General features: G+C 57.4%; 18 protein-coding genes. 14 read left to right on the top strand and 4 right to left on the bottom strand.

Annotated features, from left to right (window positions below; all coding sequences use genetic code 11):
• The first annotated feature begins 10 nt into the window (after positions 1-10).
• The 7 genes from JW885_08720 to JW885_08690 all read left to right on the top strand — a co-directional run bounded on the left by JW885_08720 (position 11) and on the right by JW885_08690 (position 11,198).
• Positions 11-2,143: a DUF1926 domain-containing protein gene (locus JW885_08720; GenBank protein MBN1882240.1), complete on the top strand. Its 2,133-nt coding sequence runs from the start codon at positions 11-13 to the stop codon at positions 2,141-2,143.
• Positions 2,144-2,148: 5 nt separating this feature from the next.
• A complete protein-coding gene (locus tag JW885_08715) occupies positions 2,149-3,858 on the top strand; it encodes a DUF1957 domain-containing protein (GenBank protein MBN1882239.1) in 1,710 nt (569 codons plus the stop codon).
• 19 nt (positions 3,859-3,877) lie between these two features.
• Positions 3,878-4,888 carry a galactose-1-phosphate uridylyltransferase gene (gene galT / locus JW885_08710; GenBank protein MBN1882238.1) on the top strand — a complete coding sequence of 337 codons (1,011 nt, stop codon included), beginning with the start codon at positions 3,878-3,880 and terminating at the stop codon, positions 4,886-4,888.
• Positions 4,885-6,360, top strand: a complete 1,476-nt coding sequence (glgA, locus tag JW885_08705; protein ID MBN1882237.1) for a glycogen synthase GlgA — start codon at positions 4,885-4,887, stop codon at positions 6,358-6,360. Before galT ends, glgA begins: the two co-directional genes overlap by 4 nt.
• An 82-nt stretch (positions 6,361-6,442) precedes the next feature.
• Positions 6,443-9,097, top strand: a complete 2,655-nt coding sequence (locus tag JW885_08700) for a PAS domain S-box protein (GenBank protein MBN1882236.1) — start codon at positions 6,443-6,445, stop codon at positions 9,095-9,097.
• A gap of 27 nt (positions 9,098-9,124) precedes the next feature.
• Positions 9,125-10,009, top strand: coding sequence for a class I SAM-dependent methyltransferase (locus JW885_08695; GenBank protein ID MBN1882235.1), 885 nt, complete (start codon positions 9,125-9,127; stop codon positions 10,007-10,009).
• Positions 10,010-10,013: 4 nt separating this feature from the next.
• Entirely contained in the window at positions 10,014-11,198 is a 1,185-nt protein-coding gene (locus tag JW885_08690; protein ID MBN1882234.1) for a methyltransferase domain-containing protein, read from the top strand.
• A 98-nt stretch (positions 11,199-11,296) separates the two neighbouring features.
• On the opposite strand, the gene JW885_08685 is transcribed toward JW885_08690, so the two are convergent.
• The 4 genes from JW885_08685 to JW885_08670 form a co-directional block, all read right to left on the bottom strand.
• Positions 11,297-12,376: an SMP-30/gluconolactonase/LRE family protein gene (locus JW885_08685; protein MBN1882233.1), complete on the bottom strand. Its 1,080-nt coding sequence runs from the start codon at positions 12,374-12,376 to the stop codon at positions 11,297-11,299.
• A 66-nt stretch (positions 12,377-12,442) separates the two neighbouring features.
• Positions 12,443-13,495 carry a PQQ-binding-like beta-propeller repeat protein gene (locus JW885_08680; GenBank protein ID MBN1882232.1) on the bottom strand — a complete coding sequence of 351 codons (1,053 nt, stop codon included), beginning with the start codon at positions 13,493-13,495 and terminating at the stop codon, positions 12,443-12,445.
• A 217-nt stretch (positions 13,496-13,712) separates the two neighbouring features.
• Positions 13,713-14,213: an acyltransferase gene (locus JW885_08675; protein MBN1882231.1), complete on the bottom strand. Its 501-nt coding sequence runs from the start codon at positions 14,211-14,213 to the stop codon at positions 13,713-13,715.
• 251 nt (positions 14,214-14,464) lie between these two features.
• Positions 14,465-15,229, bottom strand: a complete 765-nt coding sequence (locus JW885_08670) for an NAD-dependent deacetylase (GenBank protein MBN1882230.1) — start codon at positions 15,227-15,229, stop codon at positions 14,465-14,467.
• A 217-nt stretch (positions 15,230-15,446) separates the two neighbouring features.
• Between JW885_08670 and JW885_08665 the strand changes: the two genes are divergently transcribed.
• The 7 genes from JW885_08665 to hisF all read left to right on the top strand — a co-directional run bounded on the left by JW885_08665 (position 15,447) and on the right by hisF (position 21,400).
• The gene (locus JW885_08665) at positions 15,447-16,430 is read left to right on the top strand and encodes an energy transducer TonB (GenBank protein MBN1882229.1); all 984 of its coding nucleotides are present in this window, start codon (positions 15,447-15,449) and stop codon (positions 16,428-16,430) included.
• An 80-nt stretch (positions 16,431-16,510) separates the two neighbouring features.
• Entirely contained in the window at positions 16,511-17,362 is an 852-nt protein-coding gene (locus JW885_08660; protein MBN1882228.1) for a phosphatase PAP2 family protein, read from the top strand.
• 40 nt (positions 17,363-17,402) lie between these two features.
• Complete coding sequence (locus JW885_08655; GenBank protein ID MBN1882227.1) at positions 17,403-18,002, top strand: N-acetyltransferase; 600 nt, start codon at positions 17,403-17,405, stop codon at positions 18,000-18,002.
• Between the two features lie 6 nt (positions 18,003-18,008).
• Positions 18,009-19,175: a DegT/DnrJ/EryC1/StrS family aminotransferase gene (locus JW885_08650; protein MBN1882226.1), complete on the top strand. Its 1,167-nt coding sequence runs from the start codon at positions 18,009-18,011 to the stop codon at positions 19,173-19,175.
• 28 nt (positions 19,176-19,203) lie between these two features.
• On the top strand, positions 19,204-19,818 hold the full coding sequence (hisH, locus tag JW885_08645) for an imidazole glycerol phosphate synthase subunit HisH (protein MBN1882225.1): 615 nt from the start codon (positions 19,204-19,206) through the stop codon (positions 19,816-19,818).
• Positions 19,806-20,549 (top strand): 1-(5-phosphoribosyl)-5-[(5-phosphoribosylamino)methylideneamino]imidazole-4-carboxamide isomerase, encoded by a 744-nt coding sequence (hisA, locus tag JW885_08640; GenBank protein MBN1882224.1) that lies wholly within the window; start codon positions 19,806-19,808, stop codon positions 20,547-20,549. Before hisH ends, hisA begins: the two co-directional genes overlap by 13 nt.
• 20 nt (positions 20,550-20,569) lie before the next feature.
• Positions 20,570-21,400 carry an imidazole glycerol phosphate synthase subunit HisF gene (gene hisF, locus JW885_08635; protein MBN1882223.1) on the top strand — a complete coding sequence of 277 codons (831 nt, stop codon included), beginning with the start codon at positions 20,570-20,572 and terminating at the stop codon, positions 21,398-21,400.
• The last annotated feature ends 5 nt before the right edge of the window (positions 21,401-21,405 follow it).

Genomic DNA, 21,405 nt, shown 5'->3' with positions numbered 1-21,405 from the left:
GGATCGTCCGATGAGCGTAGACCTGATGCTGTGTATACACAACCACCAGCCGGTGGGCAATTTCGGCTGGGTGTTCGAGGAGGCCTTCGATCGGTCCTATGGCCCCTTCCTGGAGGTCCTCGAGGACTACCCCGACATCACGATCACCCTGCACAACACGGGCCCTCTGCTTGACTGGATGGAGGAGAACCGACCGGAATATCTCGACGCCGTCAGGCGGCTGGTCGAGAGAGGACAGGTGGAGGTGATGGGGGGCGCGTACTTCGAGCCGATCATCTCCATCATTCCGGAAGAGAATGCCCGATCCCAGATTCGCATGATGAGCGATTATATTGAAAAGCGCTTCGGCACGCGGCCTCTCGGGATGTGGATGGCGGAACGGGTGTGGGAGCCGGGCCTGCCCCGGATCACCGCCCCCGAGGGGGTGCTCTACACCCTGCTCGACGACAATCACTTCCGCGCCTCGGGCCTGGGTGACGATGATCTCTTCGGCTATTACATCACCGAGTACGCGGGGTGTGCTCTCAGGATTTTTCCCATAGACAAGACGCTGCGCTATACCATCCCCTTTCGCGAGCCGGAGGAGACCATCGAGCGGCTCCGGCACATCGCCAAAACCCGGCCCGGCGCCGGGGTGACGTACGGTGATGACGGAGAAAAGTTCGGCGTCTGGCCCGGGACCTACGAATGGACCTTCGAGGAGGGGTGGCTTCGGCGCTTCTTCGACGCCCTGATGGAAAACAGCGACTGGATCCGGCTCAGGACGCTGTCGGATTACGTTCTGTCCACACCGCCCACGGGACGGGTCTATCTTCCCGCCGACAGCTATGTGGAGATGATGGAGTGGGCGCTGCCCGCCCGCACCGTCCTCAGTCTCCTGGACGTGAAGGAGCGGCTCAAGCGGACCGACTTCGGTGATGAGGCGGCCCCCTTCGTGCGGGGCGGCGGCTTCAGCAATTTCCTGGCCAAGTATCCGGAATCAAACGCCATGCACAAGCGGATGCTGTATGTCGGCCGTATGGTTTCAGAGATGAAGGGGAAAAAGAAGGAAGAGGCCCAGCGGCACCTCTTGGCCGCCCAGTGCAACTGCGCCTACTGGCACGGCCTGTTCGGGGGGCTCTACCTGAATTATCTGAGAGACGCGGTCTATCGCTGCCTCTCCCGGGCCCAGGTCCTGGCCGAGGGGAAGGCCGGGCCGTCCCTGTCCGTCTCCGATTTCGATCTGGACGGGAACGATGAGGTGATGATAGAGACCCCCGACATCTCTGTGGTGATCGCACCGGCGGTCGGGGGATCGATGTCGTTTCTGAATCTGAAGGTGTATCACTTCAATCTATCCAACACCAAGTCCCGCGTATTCGAGGCCTACCACGAGGAGGCGAGACGGGCCGTGGAGAAACACCGGACATCCGACGGGGCCGCCCCGGAGTCGATCCACGACGCCATGACCGTCGATGAGGAATTGTTCGACCTCTTCTGTTACGACGACGTTCCCCGATACTCGTTCCTCGACCGTCTATTCGAGAGGGTGCCGTCCCTGGACGGGCTCGTGGAGAACCGCGCCGTCGATATCGGGGGATTTTCCCGGTCGATGTACGTTCTCACCGATCACCGGATAGAGGACGGCCGCATCACCGTTTCGGTGCGGGGCGGGGGGGTCATCTCCTCCGGCCGGGGGGAGCATCCCGTGACGATCACCAAGACATATGCCGTCCACACGAAGAAGCCCGAGATCGCGGTCTCCTATTCCCTGGAATCGGTGAAGGATGCAGGGACGCTGTTTTTTGCCCCGGAGATGAACCTCACGCTTTTGGGGGGCGACGATCCGCAGAGGTACCTGCTGTTTCCCGGTGGTGCAAGGACGCGGCTTTCCCAACGGACTGAGGCTAAGGATGTGAGTGGATTCTCCCTGGTCAATGAATTCGACGGATTTGCGGCCGATGTACAGACCTCGTCACCCGTAACGATCCTGGCTTACGGGGTGGAGACGGCGTCGCGCAACGAGGAGGGGCTGGAGAGGACCTATCAGGGCAGCGCCCTCCTGCCGATTTTCACCGTTGATTTTTCACTCGCAAACGTCGTACACTGTACGGTAGAAATGAAGGTTCGAGACCTCTCGATTTTGACTGGAAAGGAGGCGTAACCGGCATGACGCATACAGGGGAATTTTCGTTCGTACTGCATTCGCATCTCCCCTACGTGTTGTCCCACGGCAGTTGGCCCCACGGCACCGACTGGCTCTTCGAGGCGGCGGCGGAGACCTATATCCCGCTTTTGGACGTCTGCTATCGGCTCGCTGACGAGGGCATACACGGGGGCATCACTCTGGGGATCACCCCGATCCTCGCCGAACAACTCGTCACCTCCATCTTCGCCGATGGATTCATCGACTACCTGACTCAGAAGATCGAGGCGTCGGAAAACGACATGACCGATTTCTCCCGCCGGGGTGAGCGTACGATGGAGGACCTCGCCCGGATGTGGCGGGACTATTTCCAGGGGATACTCAGAAGCTTTACGGAGAGATACAACCGGGACATCATCGGCGCCTTTCGAAAGCTCCAGGACGAGAATGTCATCGAGATCATCACCTGCGCCGCCACCCACGGCTACCTGCCGTTGTTGGGATACGACGAGGCGGTGCGGGCCCAGGTTCGGCAGGGTGTCGCCACCTACCGGCGCCACTTCGGCGTCGATCCAAGGGGGATCTGGCTGCCCGAATGCGCCTATCGTCCCGCGTACCACTGGGAGTTCCCCGTCGAGGGGGCGGGCGCGGCGTACGATCGGTCGGGCGTTGAGGAGGTGCTCTTCGAAAACGGGATCAATTACTTCATCATCGACTCGCACCTGTTGGAGGGGGGCAAAGCCGTCGGCGCCTACCTGGAACATTCTGGGGAGCTGAAAGCCATGTGGGACCGCTTCCTGGCGGAGGTCCCCGGGACGACGGTCGATACACCGCGGCGGCCCTACGATTCGTACCTCGTCTCGTCCGGCGGGTCGATGAAGACGGCCTCGGTCTTCACCCGGGACCCGAAGACCGCCCTGGTGGTCTGGAGCGGGGAGCACGGCTATCCCGGCGACGGGAATTACCTCGACTTTCACAAGAAGCATTTTCCCGGAGGCAATCGCTACTGGCGGGTGACCGGCCCCAAGGTGGACATGGGGGACAAGGAGGTCTATCGGCCCGAGTTCGTCCAGGGCCGCATCAACGAGAACGCCTCCCATTTCGTCGGGCTGGTGTCCAAGACGTTGTCCGAGTACCGCGATCAGACCGGCAGATATGGGATCGTGACGGCGCCGTACGACTCGGAGCTGTTCGGCCACTGGTGGTTCGAGGGGCCGATGTTCCTCTATCGGGTGCTGAAAGAAATACACGACAGCCCGAACGTATCGTTAACGACCCTCTCGACCTATTCCGAAAAATATCCCCCCCGGACCGTGGTATCGCTCCCCGAGGGATCCTGGGGCGAAGGCGGTTTTCACTGGATATGGTTCAACGACTGGACGAAATGGACCTGGAAGCACATCTATGAGGCTGAGGAGCGGATGGTGACACTCGCCGGGGATCATGGGGGCACCGACGATCCGGGGCTTTCCCGGGTGCTGCGCCAGATGGGGCGGGAGCTCCTCTTGATGGAGAGCTCCGACTGGCAGTTTCTCATCTCCACCTGGGCGGCCCGGGATTACGCGGAGATGCGTTTTTCACGGCACAGCGAAGACTTCAACCGTCTGTACGGCATCGCGCGAACCATCATAGAGGGAGGGACGCCCCATACCGGGGATTGGGAGTTTGTGGGCGATATGGAAAAGCGGGATATTGCCTTTGGGGACCTTGACGTATCACTCTGGCGCGCATGACGGCGAAGGAGAAAAAGAGATGCCGGAACTGAGAAAGGATCCCATCATCGATCGGTGGGTCATTATATCGACGGAACGGGGAAAGCGTCCCATAGACTTCGAGGAGAAGCAGGAGGAGAAAAAGGGCGGATTCTGCCCCTTCTGTTCCGGAAACGAGGACAAGACTCCTCCGGAAATCACGGCCATTCGGGATCAGGGCACCAAGCCGAACACCCCCGGCTGGTCCCTCAGGGTGGTGTCCAACAAGTTCCCGGCGCTGGTGGTGGAGGGAGATCTCGAACGCCAGGGGGAGGGGATGTACGACAAGATGAACGGCGTGGGGGCGCATGAAGTGATCATCGAAACGCCCGATCACGACAAGACCCTGACGGACCTTTCGCTTGATAAAATCACCGATGTCATGCGGGCCTATCGCCATCGAATCGCCGATCTGAGAAAGGACGTGCGGTTTCGATTCGTGATGGTCTTCAAGAATCAGGGCAGCATCGCCGGGGCCTCCCTGGAGCACTCCCACAGCCAGCTGATCGCCCTGCCGGAGGTGCCCGTCGCCGTCATCCGGGAACTCAACGGCTCCCAGAGATACTTCTCGTACAAGGAGCGATGCGTCTTCTGCGATATCGTTACCGAGGAGCTGAGGGCCAGAGAGAGGCTGGTGTGTGAAAATCCTCTGTTTATTGCGGTCGCTCCCTATGCGCCCCGCTTTCCCTTCGAGACGTGGATCATCCCACGGGGGCATCTTCCCCGGTATGAGGAAAGCCCCGAGGAGACGTATGAGTCTCTGGCGCAGATTCTGGGGGAACTTTTGCGGCGGCTCAACAGCGCCCTGAGGAATCCGCCCTATAATTATATCATCCATACCGCCCCTTTTAACGATCCCCGGCGGGAGGATGTTGGGCATTTCTATCACTGGCATATCGAGGTGATACCGCGACTGACCAAGGTGGCCGGCTTCGAGTGGGGGTCGGGCTTTTACATCAATCCCACGCCCCCGGAGCAGGCGGCGAGTTTTTTACGGGAGGTGGAGCTATGAGAATCGTCATCGTCAGTCCCGAAGCGGTGCCGTTTGCAAAAACCGGCGGGCTGGCCGACGTGGCCGGCGCCCTTCCCGGTGAGCTTGCCGAACTGGGGCATGAAGTGCGCCTGGTTATGCCGCTGTACCGCATGGTGCGGGATCGGGGATTCGCCCCGCCCGCGATTGACAAAACCGTCCGGATTCTCGTGGGAGAGAGAACGGTTGAAGGCTCCATCCATGTAATGGAAAGCCCGAATCCGGATGGGCGATTCACGACGATCTTCATTGGGAACTCTGAATTCTTCGACCGGGAGGGGTTGTACGGGATAAAGGGCGAGGATTTTCCCGACAACGCCTCCAGGTTTGTCTTCTTTTCGAGGGCCGTCCTCGAGGCCCTCAAGGCTGTCGATTTCATCCCGGATATTATCCACGTCAACGACTGGCAGTCGGGGCTCATCCCCCTGTACCTGAAATCGGTATACGACCTCGATCCGCACTACCGCAGGACGTCCTCGGTGCTGACCATCCACAACCTGGGATACCAGGGCCTGTTCTGGCATTTGGACATGCCGCTTGTGGGGGTGGGATGGGACTACTTCACCCCGGAGGGAATTGAGTTTTACGGCAAGATCAGCTTTCTCAAGGCCGGGATGGTCACAGCCGACGTGATCAACACCGTCAGCGAGACGTACGCCGAGGAGATACAGACCCCCGAGCAGGGATTCGGCATGGACGGGATCCTTCGCTCCCGCACGCGTGATCTCTTCGGCATCCTCAACGGCATTGACGTGAATGAGTGGAATCCCGAGACCGACACCTACATCCCGAAGAATTACTCGGCGGACGACCTTTCGGGAAAGAGTGAGAATAAAAGGGCGCTGCTTTCGGAATTTTACCTGCCTGAGAATATGGACGTTCCCCTCATCGGGATCATCTCCCGTCTGGCGGACCAGAAGGGATTTGACATCTTGGCCGACGCCCTGGAGCAAATCATGGAGCTTAACGTCATGATGGTGATTCTGGGCACCGGCGACCGACGGTATCATGACCTCATGACCGATATGGGAAAGCGTTATCCGATGAAAATGGGGGTGAAGCTCGCGTATGACAACCGCCTGGCGCATCTCATCGAGGCGGGGGCGGATATGTTTCTGATGCCTTCCCGGTATGAACCCTGCGGCCTGAACCAGATGATGAGCATGCGATACGGCACCGTGCCGGTGGTGCGGGCCACCGGCGGACTGAAGGATACGGTCATCGGGTATTCGGAGAAGAAGGAGACCGGCACCGGCATATCATTCGGTCCGTATACCCCGGAAGAGCTCTTCGGTGCCGTGAAGAAGGCGGTGGATCTGTTTGGAAAACCCGATCACTGGAACAGAATCATCAGAAACGGCATGAGCGCCGATTTTTCCTGGCGGGCGTCGGCGAAGAAGTATGAGAATCTTTATCACCGCGCCCTGAAGAAGCGGGTGGACGAGGGGGCCTGACGGATCGACGATCCCCGGCATTGATTTTTTGCGCCGGTGGGGGAACGACCCCTTCAGGGGGTGTCGGAGGTTTTTTCGGGTTATGTCGAAAAACGGCGAAGCAGATATATCCGGATATCAACGGGAAGAACGACTGTTCGCCCGGATTTCCGAACCGCTGTTGATTACCGACACTGAGGGTCTGATACAGTATATCAACCCCGCCCTGGAGAAGATGACCGGCTATCGTATGAGCGAGCTTCTGGGTGTGCCGATCTTTCGTCTTGTTCCGAAGCGGGAGATACCCTGCCTGAAGAAGCTCTGCGTGGAGGCGGACGGCGACCGGCGGGGAGCGATTCTCAGGATGCGGCTTCTGATGAAGAATGAGCGGGAGCGGGGCGCCCTGATCTCCTGCTCCGTTTTGGACGACGACGGTCCTTCCCGGCGGCGTCTTTTTCTTGTCAGGGACGAATCCCGAATCGAGGGAGAGGACCCGACCAGAAAATATTTGGAGGCGGCCGTCGGTCATATCTCCGAGGGGGTGATTATCATCACCACCGCGGGGCGCATCATCTTCGCCAATCACGCCGTATCGGCTATGAGCGGATACAGCACAGACGAGCTCGAGGGAAAAAACATCTCCATGCTGCATCCTCCGGACATACGCAACGAGTGGTTCAGGGAAGTATTTCACCGCACCCTGGCGGGGGGATGGGAGGGCGAGCTTCCGGTGGTGAATAAAAACGGCGCCCGGTTCGACGTGCTCCTTTTTACCAGACCCCTCGTGGGTCGGGACGGGAAAACCGGTGCAATCCTCGGCATACTGAAGGACGTCACCGAGCAGGAGGATATGCGCCTGAGGCTCGATCACACCAACCAGGAGCTTTCCACCCTCTACGCCATATCCAGCACCCTTACTGAATACCTGGAGATGGATGAGCTGATAACCATCAGCCTGGAAAAGGTGCTGGAGGTGATGGATATGGATGTGGGGGTGGTGCGGGTGCTGGACGATGCCACCGACGAGCTGGTGCTGAAGGCATACAAGGGAACATCACCCGATTACGTAAAGAACTATGCACGACTGAAGGTGGAAGACAGCGTATCGGGCCAGGTGCTCAAGACCGGGGTGCCCTATTTCGTCACCAGGGAAAACGAGGCGGAGTCGAAAAGGATTGTCATTATGCAGGAGGGGCTGGCTCACGCGACCATTGTGCCCCTTCGCTCGAAGTTCAAGGCCCTGGGGACCATTTCGGTGGGCGGGTTTCAGCCCCGAACATCCATCTCGGAGGATTTGAAGCTCCTCACTTCCATGGGAAGCATTATCGGCGTGGCCCTGGAGCATTCCCTGGTGTTTGAAAAGGCCGACGCACTGGCCAGGGAAAAGGAGGAGAAGGTCGAGGAACTCTCGCTCTTGATGAGCATCTCCCACGCCCTGATGACCACCATCAGGCTGGACAAGCTCCTCTATATCGTATTGACCTCGCTGACGATGGGAGAGAGCTTCGGATTCAACCGGGCGGCGATTCTTCTGGTTTCGTGGGAGGAGGGCGTCATCCAGGGAGAGATGGGGGTGGGGCCCGTCGACGCCGAGGAGGCCGGACGCATCTGGGCTGAGCTGGGGCGAAAAGAACATTCTCTGATGGAGCTGGTTGATCGCGCGTTCGACGTTCAGGGAGCTGCGGAGGCCGTTCCGAATCGAGCGGTCAAAAAAGTTTGTATTTCTCTGGACAACCATGACGATGTTGTGGTACAGGCCATGAGGGAAAAGAAGCCGCTGATCATCGCGGACGCCGGGTCAAACCCTCATATGGATCCACACATGCTCGCGCTCCTCATGGGAGGGGACGAATTCGCCGTGGTGCCCATACTGGCCCAGGAGAACCCCCTGGGGGTGATCCTTGTGGACAATGTCTTCAACAAAAAGCCGATTACAACCGAGGACGTGGAGCTTTTAATGGTGTTCGCCAACCAGGCGGGCCTTGCCATCGAAAATTCGATTCTCTACAGCCACCAGGAACGCATCAACCGAAAACTCCGGGAGGCTCAGGCGAAGCTCCTGCAACAGGCGAAGCTGGTGGGTCTTGGAGAGATGGCCGCCGAGGTCGCCCACGAGATCAGAAATCCCCTGGTCTCCATCGGAGGTTTCGCCCGGAAAATTTCCGAGAACATCGAGGAGAATCCGAAACTCAAGCAGTATGCCGATATTGTCCTTTCAGAGGTGATCAAGCTGGAGGCGACCCTGAACAATGTCCTGTCGCTTTCCCGAAGCATCCCGCCGAAGTTTGCGGATGTCAACCTGAACGGTGTTATCCGGGATGCCATGGACCTGGTCACCGACGATATCAATGAAAAAAACATCAGGCTTGTCATGAACCTGGACGACGACCTCCCGATTCTGGAGGCGGATGCGATGCAGCTCAGGCAGGTCTTTACCAATCTTTTCATCAACGCCATCCAGGTGATGGATACCGGCGGCACGCTGGAGGTCGCCACCGCCACGGAGATGATCGGTGAAAAGACCTATATCAAGACCGAGGTCAGCGATACCGGCCAGGGAATACCGTCTGAACTCCTGGGAGACATCTTCAAGCCGTTTTTTACCACGAAGAGCTCCGGAACGGGGCTGGGCCTGGCAATCGCCCACAAGATCATCTCCAACCACGGCGGAAACATAGACATCATCAATCGCCCCGGCGGCGGGGCCACCTTCGTGGTGGAGTTGCCCCGGAGCCAGGAAATATCCCAAGCTGTATAACGAATAGCAGAGAGTAGAATGTGATCAATGAGCGAAAAATTACCCTACACCGACAAGGAAATCACCGATTCAAACATTGTATTTCACGACGAGTTCGACGCCGAGATTTATGACTGGAAATGGGGGAAGAAGTACGGCAGCGAAGAGATGGAGAGGATGCTTGGAGAATACTGCGTCTACATGGGGGAGGAGCTGGGACGGGTCGGGCGGTATCTCGACATCGGGTGCGGAACCGGAACGGCGGTGGTCAATCTGTCGCTGACCGACCGTATCGAGGAGGCCCACGGATCGGATATCTCCATCGGGATGCTCAGGGCGTGTCACAAGAACGCAAAAGGGGCGCACACGCACGTTATCCTGACCCAGTCGAATGCCGAGTCCCTCCCATACCGGGACGAGAGCTTCGATTTTATCACCTGCCACGCCATACTCCACCATGTTCCTCACCCTGAACAGGTCGTCCGGGAGGTCCATCGGCTCCTGAAGCCGGGGGGGCGGGCGCTGATGTTCGAACCCACCCGGCACGGCACCGAGCTGGTCTTCACGGTCATGAGATATACCTGGGGCGTTCCCTACACGATCAGGGAGCGCATCAAGGGGAAGAAGCCGATCTGGGTGGTGGAGGAGGAATATGTCAACACCCTGGACTCGCCGGTGGACGTCACCACGTTTTATCCCAAGGAGCTCCGGGATATCGTCGGCGATATCCCCTTTTCCGAGGCGAGGGTGACCACATACGGCTTTTTGAGCAATTTTACGAAGTTTTTCGCCCACGCCTTTCGCAATATCCGGCCGATTCGCTGGGCGACAGACCTTCTGGTCAGGCTGCTCTTTCGCCTGGACCAGGGAGTGCTCAAACACCTGGTTCCGGAGACCCTCTATTTTCAGGCCGTCATTTTCGTGAAGAAGTAGCCCCATGACCCATCAATTCGGCGTTCGAGACATCCTGTCCGTCTATTTTTCCCTGCTGCCCGAGCGCGAGCTTCGCGCCTTCCGGTCCGGCGAAGACAACCGCCCCGGCGCCCCCGATGCACACACCCTGGCGGACCGGTGGACCGAAATTCTGACCGACGAGACCGATCGGGGCTTGGAGCGCTCGTTCGAGTACTACCGGGCCCTATTTCATTTGGGCAAGAAACCGGGGTTCGCCCTCTCCTACAACGACCCGGCCTCGATCATCTACCCCCACGTAGTGGAGGTTATCCATACCTGTTTCTCGGAAGAGAACAGGGCGCGTCTTCTTGAATCCGCCGGCGCGGAGGATGTCGCCGCCCTGGCGGATCGGATGCGGACGGATATCGTGATCAGAAACGCGTTTCGCGCCGCCTTCGAGGCCGACGTACGGGATGCGGGCCTCTCGGGGCCGATGTTCTCGTTTCTCTATTCCCTGGTCTATCTGACCGGCTTTTCGTCCGGCGGCGAGGTGTCTTTTGTGGCGCGGATATTCCCGGAAATCGCGGAATGGGGAGGGCACCTCCTGGACGCCGGGGGCGGGTCCGGGTTCGCGGGGCTCGTGCTCTCGACCCGGGGCCCGGTGACCTACGTGGATTTCTCGCCGCTTCGGGCCGGGCGGGCCCGGGCGCTGGCCCAGAGGATTCACGACGACGCCGATTTCCTGGAGCGGGTGCTCGACCTGATAGATCTCGAATCCGGCGCCTTCGGATTGTCTATGGATCGGACGCTGGTGCCACAGCTTGCCGGGTCGAAGAACGGGGATCTCGCTTGCATTTCCGCGGACCTCTCCCGGCCGCCCGGGAACCTCGGCCCATTCGACGGGGCCATCATCACCGACGTGCTGGAGCACACCACGGACCCCGAGGCGGTGGTGAAAAACGTATCGTCGCTGTTAAGGCCGGGGGCACAGCTCCTCGTCACCGTCCCCACCGACGCCAACGGCATCGCCCAGCGGGTTCGCGAAGAGGAAGAGGGCTACACCTTCCCGTTTCTCTTGCACATCGAGTTTTTCTCCGACATGCGGATCGAAAAAATCGCACACGCCGCGGGCATGACGGTCCAGAAGATCGTCCCTTTCTCGTTTGCGGAGATGACATGCGCCGCGAAGGTGCCGATGGAGGTGATGGCGGTGATGAAGAAGCGATAGCGTATTTTATTGAGAAGATAAATAAAACACGAAAAAACCGGCTCCGAGTGGGAGCCGGTTTTTTTCAGATATCAACACGTAACTCATTTTCCCCTGTCTTATTCCTCCTCTGAGCATGGACAGGACAAGATGAAATCTTCAAATACCTGTCCAATATAGAGCCTGCCGTTGATGACACGGGCGACACTTCCGGCGGAGATTCCCTCTCCCCTGTTGGCGTAGAGCTCTGTAACCTCTCCCTGTGGAGTAATTTTGTATACCTGTGTGGGCGAAATATGAGAGCGGTCCTTTGCGTGGGCCAAAAAGAGAAATGAGTTGAAGTGCGCGGCAGTATACATATTCCCCTCTCCATCAACTTCCAAATTGTCGGGCATGGAATCGAGCTTTATCTTGGAAATATAGGTTAATGCTGCTATCTCCCCATCGACTCGATCTATTTGAAACTTCTTAATTGACCTGTTCATCAAGGCTGCTCGATATATATACATCTCGCCGTTTTCTATGATGTAGTTGATTCCATTACCGTAAGATTCGGGGACTCCGAGATCAATGAACGTGCTGCCGTTATAATACACCACTGACCCGCTTTTTATATGAAACAGCCCGCGAATCTTCTTGATGGTATCTCCTCCCGGGCCGCTGTCATTGGAAATCAAAAGGGTATTGTCGGGGAGAACAACAAGGTCGTTTGGGCTTGTGAGAAGATCGCTCGTAATTGTTTCGAGGTGTTCCCATTGCATGGATCCAGATTCTTCGGTCAGTCCAAAAATCTCAATCGTGTGTTGTACCTCTTCGGACATGGGGTGTGAAATAACATAGAGGATGCCACCATCCGGTGTGGGGAGGTAGCTGATACCATGTGGCCTGAAGTCCTCCGGATATTCAATGGCAATGGGGTTTCCGACCTGTTCTTCCGGTGGGAGAGTGAGGTCGATCCAGAAGAGTTCCCCATCGCTTTCACGATTTCTCCTGTCGTGACTTGAAACAATAAGAATTTCTTCTTTTTCAAGATACGCAAAATCTTCAGGACCCGGAATTCCGCTAATGCGCATACAACCATCAATTGCGATTTCCGTTTTGATATTCTGGGCACACCCGAAAATGAAGCCGAGGGAGATGAGCATTACCATGATTGGGAATATCTTATATGCACTTCCCCTTTTTTCCTTTTCGTTCATATTCTTCTCCTTTATCCTCTTTCATACATATGATTGTTGTTGAGTAAGGTCATTTTACCTTTTATACTACCAAATCGCATACAAATACCCATCATTGCTCCCCACATAGATAACCCCGTCTACCACACAGGGAGATGAACGTACATCATCGCCCGTTTTGAATCTCCATTTCTCTTTTCCCGTTTTAGCGTCGACGGCGTATAGATGATCATCATTGCTCCCGACATAGACGACTCCGTCTACCACACAGGGGGAGGAGCGTACATCATCGCCTGTCTTGAATCTCCATCTCTCATTTCCCGTTTTAGCGTCGACGGCGTAAAAATAATCATCATTGCTACCGAAATAAACCACACCATCAACCATGCAGGGGGAGGAGTATATATCATCACCCGTCTTGAACCGCCACCTCGCGTCTCCATTCTTTGTTTTTAAGGCGTAGAGATAATCATCACGGCTTCCGACATAAACTACCCCGTCCACCACACAGGGAGAGGAACATACATTTGCACCTGTCTCGAACCGCCACTTCTCATCTCCCGTTTTCGCGTCAACGGCGTAGAGATGATCATCATCGCTTCCGAAGAAAACCACACCACCCTCCACACATGGAGAGGAACCCACATCAGAACGCGTCTTAAATCGCCACTTCTCTTTCCCTGTTCTAGCCTTCAGGGCATAGAGATAATTATCACTGCTCCCAATATAGACCAGACCATCCGAAACAAAAGGTGAAGTGTGTACTAAACCATTTGTAAAAAACCGCCACTTTTTCTGTCCTGTTTTTACGTCCACGGCGTAAAGATTCCAATCTCTACACCCGAAATATACGATACCATCCACCACATAGGGGGAGGAGTCTACCCAATCTTCCGGATTTATATACCATTTTATATCCCCCGTTTTCGCGTCTAGGGCGTAGAGATGATCATCATTGCTGCCGAAATAGACCACACCGTTAGCAACATAGGGAGACGATTGTACATCATCACGTGTCTTGTACCTAAAAAGTTCTTCACCGTTGATGGTTTTTGTCTCGGTACATGAAATGAGTGAAATGGGAAGGAGAAACATCCCAAGCAAAACAATCTTGAATAAAAATATCTTCATGTTTTTCATTATTATTCCCCAATACAATCGAGACTCACATTTCCTTTACATTGTTAGACTCATCAAAATGACCTGATGTTGTTTCAGTTTTTAGCGTCTGTAAAACAACGGCGGATAAAAAATCGAATTACTAAATAAACTCATCCTGCATTAAAACGTGCTTTCGATACTTTTTGCGGCTATCGTGGAGTATACATGGAGAGAGAGCCGCACCGGCCGGACGCCCCTACCACTTCTCGTAGAAATACTTCTTCATCATCTCCTTCGGCAGGCCGCCCCCCACGTCGGGGCCGAGCTTCCTGATGACCTTCGCCGGCGCGCCGATGGCGAGAGAATTGTCCGGGATGTCCTTCGTCACCAGGGCCCTGCTGCCCACGATAGCGCCGACCCCGATGGTCACCCCCGGCATCACCGTGGTGTTGGTGCCGATCCAGGCGCCGGATTTTATCAGGATCGGCTTGAACTTGATCTTGCCCACCCGGCGTGTGACGTCCCCGATGTCATGGTCGAAGGTGATGAAATGGACGTTGGAGGAAACGCCCACCCATTCCTCTATGGTCGTATGACTGATGGCGATGCATCCCTCCCGGATCGAGGCGCCGTACCCCAGGGAGACCGGCCCCTCGATCCAGACCCGGGGGCCGATCACCGTCAGCTCTCCCAGGGTCAGCTCCCCGATGATGTGCGTGCCTTCCTCGATCATCGAGTCCTTCCCCAGGTTCAACATCCGGTATGACTCCACGAAGACGTCCTTGTAGACGAACGCCACGGTGAATCTGCCGTTGATGAGGTTGATGAGAGTGCCCCGAAGCGCCGCCGCGTACCACGAGCGGCGGGGGAAGATGATGTGGTTGAGAAGGAATCTCAGGGGCCAGCGCAGGATCTCCCTCAGATCGTGCTTCAGGCAGTCCTTCGTGAAGAGGTAGTGCGAAATGACCTTCCTCTTCTCCCTGTCCGTTGTCCCGCTTTCCGGAAAAATCAATAGTAGTCTCCCAGGTGCTCCCAGATGAGGGAGGAAATCGTTGACAGCCGTTCGTGAATGACCACGTCCGCCACGTCGTCAAACGGCGTGGGCTGGGCGTTGATGACGATGAGCCGCCCCCCGCCTTCCAGGGTTGTATTGACGATCTCCTTGACGTGTTCCACCAGAAGCGACGACCCCAGGGCGAGCAGGAGGTCGGCCCCTTCGGCGAGGTGCAGGGATTCGTCGTAGGCGGGGGTGCGCTCGAAGGCGAATACGATATCCGGCCCGACGATGCCGCCGCACTCGGTGCAGGGTGGAGGTATGACCGGCTTTTCTATCTGTTCGAGGATGTAGTTGATGGTGTGTTTTTTGTTGCATTTCCAGCAGTGCGCCCCGGCCAGATTCCCGTGGATTTCATGCACCAGTTCGCTTCCGGCCTTTTGATGAAGACCGTCGGTATTCTGGGTGACGATGCCGGAAAGCAGCCCCGCAGCTTCCAGGTGCGCCAGGAATCGGTGGGTGACGTTCGGCTCGGATTGAATCATGGGAAACAACAGCGGAAACCAATAGCGATAGAAGATGTCTATATAGTGAAAGTCGCCGTCGGTGTACGCCTCGATGGGCATGAACTCGTATGCGTGGATGCGCTCCCACAAGAGGCTCTTGGGGCTTCGGAAATCGGGGATGCCGCTCTCGGTGGACACCCCGGCGCCGGTGAGCGCCGCCGTCCGCCTGGAAAATGATATCAACGCCGCCGCCCGGCGTATCTGTTCGAGCATGGGAGAATGCCTTGTGAGTGGGGTTTGTGTATTCGTGTTTTTTTTGAGATTGTACGAAAAGAGCCGCCCGTTGTCAAGAAAACCGCTGAGGGATATCTGTTCCGGCCTTTTTTACGTTTGACACCTCCGACCGTTGACCGTACAATATACGGGGGAGTCTGCATATCGCCATACAACTTTTTCCGAGGCGGAGTAACCGCACGGTGCCTTTTTTTAGATGAACGGGAAAGAAACCAGAACATCCGTTTCGCTGATGGTGCAGGATCGTCGGCGGGAGCAGTCCGAGCGGCGGCGTGTGGAGTATTTTCTCATCGGCTCCATCGTCTTTCACATCCTCCTTCTGATCCTCTTTTCCTTTATCACTCTCGAAAGCCTTGAGAAAAATGACGCGCCCCTGGTGGTGAAGTTCGAGGAGCCCGACGATGATCACAAGGAATTCAACGACTTTCCCCAGGAGAACGAGACCGACGAGGAGGTGGAATCCGACCGGCTTTCGGACAAGAACCGAAAGGTGGAGGAGGAGAGCATCGTAAAGGGGTCCCCCCTGGGGGGAGGCTATTCCCCCCCGGCAAGCCCGCCGCCCCAGCCTCCCGCACCGGAGATCGCGCCGTCGGAGAAAGAAACGGAAGAGACAGAGACACCCCGGCCCGAGATCACCGTCGAGGAATCGGAGTTGATCGACGATATCCTGGCCGGACGGACGGAACCCGCGCCTGAATCTCCAAAGGAGCGGGCCGAGAAAACGCCGTCGCCTCCCTCTCCGGAAAGTCACGAGCGCCTTGCCGTGGAGGATCTCCTGCCCGACGGAAACGACGTGGCCCGTCTGGATGTTCCCTACGGAACGGCTTCCCCCGACGTCAAGGAGGAGGAGACCGTCTCCCTGAACACCCAGGAATTCAAGTATTATACGTATTTTTCCCACATAAAGAGACACATCGAGATGGCCTGGAACTATCCCCTGGAGGCCCAGAAAAACCAATGGGAGGGGAGGCTGAGCCTTATGTTCGTGATTGAGGAGGACGGAAGCGTGTCCGACATCATTCTGATACATTCCTCGGGCTACGAAATCCTCGACGAGGCCGCCATCAAGGCCATCAAATTTGCGTCACCCTTCAATCCCATCCCCGAATCGATCGGCGTCAGGCGCTTGAGGATTACCGCAAGCTTCGAGTATGTTTCATCGCTTTTCGGCATCCGATAGCGGCTCCTCACGAATTATATTGCACCACGAACAAAAATTTAGTATATAATTGTCATTTTATTGTATTGGGGGGGAGAACCATGCTGGAATATCTCTCGAGTCCGGATATCATCCGTGCCATCCAGACCATCGCCAATCCGGTACTGGACTGGTTTTTTATTGCGGTGACGTTTTTAGGGAACGAGGATTTCTATATCGCCGTGTTGCCGATCATCTACTGGTGCGTCGACAAAAAATTCGGCATTCGGCTGGCCATTGTGTTTCTTGCCTCGGTGTACCTCAATAGTCTTCTCAAGGATATATTCGCCACCGAGCGGCCGGACCCATCACAGGTCAGGGTGCTCTACGGCAAGTCCGGCGGCGGGTACTCATTTCCCAGCGGCCATGCTCAGGGGAGTACCACCTTTTGGGGTGTTGTCGCCTGGGAGCTGAAAAAGACCTGGTTCTGGGTCCTCGCCCTGTTCCTCATGGTCGCGGTGGGTATTTCACGCCTCTACCTCGGTGTGCACTGGCCCATCGACGTGGTGGGGGGCTGGCTCATCGGCGCGGTGATTTTGGGGGTCTATTTCCTCTACGACGCCAAGGTGGATCACTCCCGGTCGTTTTTGAATATGTGGGGCCTGATCGTTCTGGTGATCGTCGTGGGGGTTGGCCTGTTTCTCATACACCCCGCCGGACAGATCGTTGGGGTGTTCGTCGGTATGACGATTGGGTATCTCCTGGAGGAGAAACTCGTCAATTTTGATCCCCGATCGGTCTGGTGGTACCAGATACTGAAAGTGCTGGTCGGCCTGGCGGTGGTATTCGCCCTCAGGATAGGGCTCAAGAAGCTCTTTCCGGAGACGGACCTCTTCGATGCCATCCGGTATTTGATCATCGGGTTCTGGATCGCTCTGGGTGTTCCCGCGATTTTCCGGGGAAGGAAAAACTGATCGCCGTTTGCATCCAGAGAAACAAGGAGTTCCCGGCCTCATGAGCGAAAAAAGACCGTACTTCGTGCACGAGTCCGCTTATGTTCATGACGACGCCGATATAGGCGACGGAACCAGCATCTGGCATTTTACGCACATCAGGGAGCGGGTCTCAATAGGTGAAAACTGCAATATCGGCCAGAACGTCTATATCGCCCCCGGCGTGGTCATCGGGAATGGAGTGAAGATACAAAACAACGTCTCGGTCTATGAGGGCGTGACGATCGAGGATTATGTCTTCGTGGGGCCGTCGGCGGTGTTTACCAATATCAAAATACCCAGGAGCGCCTTTCCCCGAAGGGACCACTATGTCTCCACACTCGTGAAACGAGGCGCCACCATCGGCGCCAACGCCACGGTGGTCTGCGGCGGAACCTTGGGGGAGGGGTGTTTTATCGCCGCCGGGGCGGTGGTCACCGGAGATGTTCCCCCCTATGCCCTAATGATGGGCACACGCGCGAAGCTCATGGGCTGGCGGTGCGAATGCGGGGAGGCGATCGTCTTCAACGAGACCACGGGACAGGGCGCCTGTGTCGCCTGCGCCAGGCGTTATTTCAGGGAGAAGGACCGGGTTACCCGGATGAGAGAAAGAGAGGATTAGGTGTCCATGAAAGTCCCCCTGCTTGATTTGAAGAGCCAGTTTGTCAAGATTGAAGGGGAGATCCGGAGCGCCGTCGATCGCGTGCTGGATTCCCAGTATTTTATTCTGGGCCCGGAGGTGGCCCAGCTGGAAAAGGAAATCGCCGATTACACCGGCGCCGATTGGGGTGTTGGTGTGGCGTCGGGGAGTGATGCGATACTCCTCGCCCTGATGGCCCTGGATATAGGCCCCGGTGACGCCGTGGTGACCACGCCGTACACCTTCTTTTCCACCGCCGGATCCATCACCCGTCTCGGCGCCGTGCCCCTCTTTGTGGATATCAAGTCCGATTCGTACAACATGGACCCCTCTCTTCTCGAGAAGTTTCTCGAAGGTCTTACTAAAAAGGGGAGTGGGTATGTGACCACCGACGGCCTTCGGGTGAAGGCGGTGATGCCGGTGCACCTCTACGGACAAATGGCGGACATGGACCCGATATGCGCACTGGCCGAGAAATACGATCTTCTCGTGGTGGAGGACGCCGCCCAGGCCATCGGTGCCGAATACAAGGGGAGGCGGGCCGGCTCGATGGGGGATGTGGGGTGTTTTTCGTTCTTTCCCTCGAAAAACCTCGGCGCATTCGGGGACGGAGGGATGATCACCACATCTTCCGATGCCATTCGGGAAAAGGTCATCATGCTCAGAAACCACGGGAGCGAGCCGAAGTATTACCACGCGTACGTGGGCCTGAACAGCCGGCTGGACGCCATACAGGCGGCGGTGCTGCGGGTGAAGCTGAAATATCTGGACGAGTGGAGCGGAGAGAGAAAGAAGAACGCCGATCTCTACCGGAAATTGTTTCGTGATACGGGTCTTCTGAAACCGGACGGCCCGATAACGACACCCCTGGAGTTGGCCGACAGACGGCACATCTACAACCAGTTCGTCATCCGGGTGGAGAGGCGGGACGACCTCCGGACTTTTCTGGGCGATAACGACATCGGTACGGAGATATACTACCCGGTGCCGCTGCACCTGCAGGAGTGCTACGCGGACCTCGGCCACAGGGCGGGGGACCTGCCGGTCTCGGAAGCGGCGGCGAATGAAACCCTGGCCCTTCCCATCTACCCCGAGCTGACTGACGACATGCAGCGTTACATTGTTGAGGTGATCGGTGAGTTCTACGGGAAATAATAACACGATCGCGGTGGTTGACTACGGCATGGGGAATCTCAGGAGCGTCAGCAAGGCCCTGGAGCATGTGGGGCTTGTCGCGATTGTTACCTCGGACCCGGCGGTGATCGGAGACGCTTCCGGCATGGTGCTGCCGGGGGTAGGGGCCTTCGCCGACTGCATGAAAAATCTCGACGGCTCGGGACTGGTGTCGCCTGTGCTCGATTTCATCGGGAGCGGCCGTCCCTTTCTCGGCATCTGCCTGGGGCTGCAGCTCTTGTTTACCGAGAGCTTTGAGTTCGGCCGGCACGAGGGGCTGGGAGTGATCCCGGGTGCGGTGGTGCGGTTTGAAGGTGGGGTGTTCGAGGGGGAGGGGAAGCTGAAGGTCCCGCACATGGGGTGGAACCGGGTGCGGTGGGTGCAGGATGCGCCTCCCTTGTCATCGGTTGAGGATAACAGCTATTTTTATTTCGTGCATTCGTATTACGTGGTGCCGGACGACGAGCAAGACGCCGCGGGGATCACGGACTACGGGATTGATTTCGTCAGCGCAGTCCGCCGGGACAACATCATCGCCACCCAGTTTCACCCGGAAAAGAGTCAGGCGATGGGTCTTCGGATACTCACATCGTTTGGAGAGATGGTGACATCGTGGGATTCGTAATCATACCGGCGGTGGATATCAGAGGGGGCAAGGCCGTCCGGCTGGCCCAGGGGGATTACAACCGGGAAACGGTGTACAATGCCGATCCCCTCGCCGCCGCCCGGCGCTGGGTGGACGCCGGGGCCTCCCGGCTGCACCTGGTGGATCTGGATGCGGCAAAGAGCGGAGACAACCCGAACCGGGACATCGTCGTCCGCATCGCCCGGGAGTTCGATATCCCGGTGGAGATCGGGGGCGGCGTGCGGAATCTGGACGTGGTCAGGGACTATCTCGACGCAGGAGTTCGGTGGGTGATCGTGGGTACCGCCGCAGTGACCGATCCCGACTTCGTACACGAGGCGGCGATCACATACCCCGACCGCGTCATCCTGGGCATAGACGCCCAAGACGGCATGGTAAAAACCGCCGGGTGGACGGAGTCCACGAAGGTGACCGCGGTGGATCTTGCCCGATCCTATGCCGATGTAAAGATCGCCGCGATCATATACACCGATATCTCCCGGGACGGCGTAGGGGGCGGGGTGGACCTGGACGGCACCCTCACGATGGCGCAGAAGAGCCCGTTTCCTGTCATCGCCTCGGGGGGGATACATACCACGGGCGACATCGATCGCGTCGCCTCGCTTTTCACCGACGGTGTTGCCGGGGTGATCGTGGGAAGGGCCTTATATGAGGGAACGCTGACGTTTGAAGCGGCCCTCGAACAGGCCGAACGGGCATCGGGCGGATAGAACAGAGGACGGGAACGAATATGCTCACCAAGAGAATCATCCCCTGCCTCGACGTAAAGGACGGTCGGGTTGTAAAGGGGGTAAATTTCATCGACCTCGTCGACGCCGGAGACCCGGTGGAAAACGCGTCGTTCTATGACCGGGAGGGAGCCGACGAGCTGACATTTCTTGACATCACCGCGTCGTCGGACAAGCGGGATATTATCATCGATGTGGTCCGACGAACCGCCGAACAGGTTTTTATGCCCCTGACAGTGGGCGGCGGCGTTCGCACCCTGGAGGATATCAGAAATCTCCTCGTGGCGGGGGCCGACAAGGTCTCCATCAATACCGCGGCGGTCAGGGATCCGCACTTCGTCGCCGAGGCGGCGAACCGCTTTGGCTCCCAGTGCATTGTGGTCGCGGTGGACGCGAAGCGCCGCCGGGGGGAAGACTGGGGTCTTCACATCAAGAAGAGCACACGAAGGATCGCAGGGAAGAAGGGTGACGACGCCCTTACCTGGGAGGTGGTCACCCACGGCGGAAGGGAGTCCACCGGGATAGACGCCATGGAATGGGTCGTGACGATGGAAGAGATGGGGGCGGGAGAGATTCTCCTGACCGCCATGGATTTCGACGGCACCCGGGAGGGATACGACCTGGCGCTGACGAAGCGGGTTGTTGACCTGGTGTCGATCCCGGTGATCGCCTCGGGTGGGGTGGGGAACCTCGATCATATATATGAAGGATTCAGCGTTACCGGCGCCGACGCGGCTCTTGCCGCGTCTATATTTCACTTCCGGGAACACACCATCCGGGAGGCGAAGGAATACCTCCGGGATAAGGGGATTCCGGTGCGGCTGCCTGGCTGACGATG

It is taken from the genome of Candidatus Zymogenaceae bacterium (assembly GCA_016931225.1).
Lineage (GTDB): Bacteria > Desulfobacterota > Zymogenia > Zymogenales > Zymogenaceae > JAFGFE01.
The sequence above is the reverse complement of the archived record's forward strand: the minus strand, read 5'-3'. Positions and strand labels throughout refer to the sequence as shown.

Coding starts and splice junctions, on each gene's coding strand:
- JW885_08720 (MBN1882240.1), top strand. CDS start 11: ATGAGCGTAGACCTGATGCTGTGTATACACAACCACCAGCCGGTGGGC.
- JW885_08715 (MBN1882239.1), top strand. CDS start 2,149: ATGACGCATACAGGGGAATTTTCGTTCGTACTGCATTCGCATCTCCCC.
- galT (MBN1882238.1), top strand. CDS start 3,878: ATGCCGGAACTGAGAAAGGATCCCATCATCGATCGGTGGGTCATTATA.
- glgA (MBN1882237.1), top strand. CDS start 4,885: ATGAGAATCGTCATCGTCAGTCCCGAAGCGGTGCCGTTTGCAAAAACC.
- JW885_08700 (MBN1882236.1), top strand. CDS start 6,443: ATGTCGAAAAACGGCGAAGCAGATATATCCGGATATCAACGGGAAGAA.
- JW885_08695 (MBN1882235.1), top strand. CDS start 9,125: ATGAGCGAAAAATTACCCTACACCGACAAGGAAATCACCGATTCAAAC.
- JW885_08690 (MBN1882234.1), top strand. CDS start 10,014: ATGACCCATCAATTCGGCGTTCGAGACATCCTGTCCGTCTATTTTTCC.
- JW885_08685 (MBN1882233.1), bottom strand. CDS start 12,376: ATGAACGAAAAGGAAAAAAGGGGAAGTGCATATAAGATATTCCCAATC.
- JW885_08680 (MBN1882232.1), bottom strand. CDS start 13,495: ATGAAAAACATGAAGATATTTTTATTCAAGATTGTTTTGCTTGGGATG.
- JW885_08675 (MBN1882231.1), bottom strand. CDS start 14,213: ATGTTGAACCTGGGGAAGGACTCGATGATCGAGGAAGGCACGCACATC.
- JW885_08670 (MBN1882230.1), bottom strand. CDS start 15,229: ATGCTCGAACAGATACGCCGGGCGGCGGCGTTGATATCATTTTCCAGG.
- JW885_08665 (MBN1882229.1), top strand. CDS start 15,447: ATGAACGGGAAAGAAACCAGAACATCCGTTTCGCTGATGGTGCAGGAT.
- JW885_08660 (MBN1882228.1), top strand. CDS start 16,511: ATGCTGGAATATCTCTCGAGTCCGGATATCATCCGTGCCATCCAGACC.
- JW885_08655 (MBN1882227.1), top strand. CDS start 17,403: ATGAGCGAAAAAAGACCGTACTTCGTGCACGAGTCCGCTTATGTTCAT.
- JW885_08650 (MBN1882226.1), top strand. CDS start 18,009: ATGAAAGTCCCCCTGCTTGATTTGAAGAGCCAGTTTGTCAAGATTGAA.
- hisH (MBN1882225.1), top strand. CDS start 19,204: ATGGGGAATCTCAGGAGCGTCAGCAAGGCCCTGGAGCATGTGGGGCTT.
- hisF (MBN1882223.1), top strand. CDS start 20,570: ATGCTCACCAAGAGAATCATCCCCTGCCTCGACGTAAAGGACGGTCGG.